Genomic DNA, 813 nt, shown 5'->3' with positions numbered 1-813 from the left:
TTCAACGAGGACGGCCGGGCCGACATCATCGCCAAGGACGCCAGCGGCAACCTCAAGCTGTGGACCCACAACGCGGGCGGCTACTTCAACGCCCCCGTCCACGTGACCGGCCCCGCAACGACTCCACCGGCGACCTCACCATCTGGGCCGGCCGCGGCGACACCACCTTCGGCAGCCCCGCCAAGCTCACCGCCGGCTGGTAACCACCGCCCGTCCCATCGCCGGTGCCGTACGGACGTGGTCCGTACGGCACCGGCCCCCGGCCACGACCACGCGACGGTCGGCCGGACCTCCGAACTCTCCCCGCCCGAAAGGTCCCTTCATCATGCCCTCCCGCACCTCTGCCGTCCGCCGCCGCCCCCTCGCCCTCTCCGTCGGGGCCTGCTGCGCCTTCATCGCGTTCGGCGGCGGTGCTGGCACCTCCCACGCCGCTTCGATCAGTACGTGGGAGAAGCTCGCCGAGTGCGAGAGCGGTGGCAACTGGTCCATCAATACCAACAACGGCTATTACGGGGGGCTTCAGTTCAGCCTCGCCACCTGGCAGTCGATGGGCGGAACCCAGTACGCCGCATACCCGCACCAGGCGACGAAGAACGAGCAGATCCTCATGGGTCAGAAGCTCCTCGACGCCGCAGGCGAGAACCAGTGGCCCGTCTGTGGCCCCCGGGTGGGACTCGGTTCGGACACCGCGGACCCCTTCCCCGTGGACGTACTGCCGGCTGCGGTGTTCACGCAGACGGCCGCTGCGGACTTCAACGGTGACGGTGAGGCCGACATCATCGCCCGTGACGCCTCCGCGACCCTGAAGATGTG

The 813-nt window shown here is 69.1% G+C and carries 2 protein-coding genes; both read left to right on the top strand.

The features are described from left to right. The first annotated feature begins 59 nt into the window (after positions 1-59). Positions 60-203, top strand: a complete 144-nt coding sequence (locus IF89_RS46790; protein WP_158718155.1) for a hypothetical protein — start codon at positions 60-62, stop codon at positions 201-203. 122 nt (positions 204-325) lie between these two features. Beyond that, a partial coding sequence (locus IF89_RS0135790; RefSeq protein ID WP_030777523.1) for a transglycosylase family protein occupies positions 326-813 on the top strand: 488 nt, incomplete at its 3' end.

The sequence above is a fragment of the Streptomyces sp. NRRL F-2664 genome (genome assembly GCF_000719345.1).
Lineage (GTDB): Bacteria > Actinomycetota > Actinomycetes > Streptomycetales > Streptomycetaceae > Streptomyces.
Note: the sequence above shows the minus strand (reverse complement) of the source record. Positions and strands in the feature narration are given on the sequence as shown.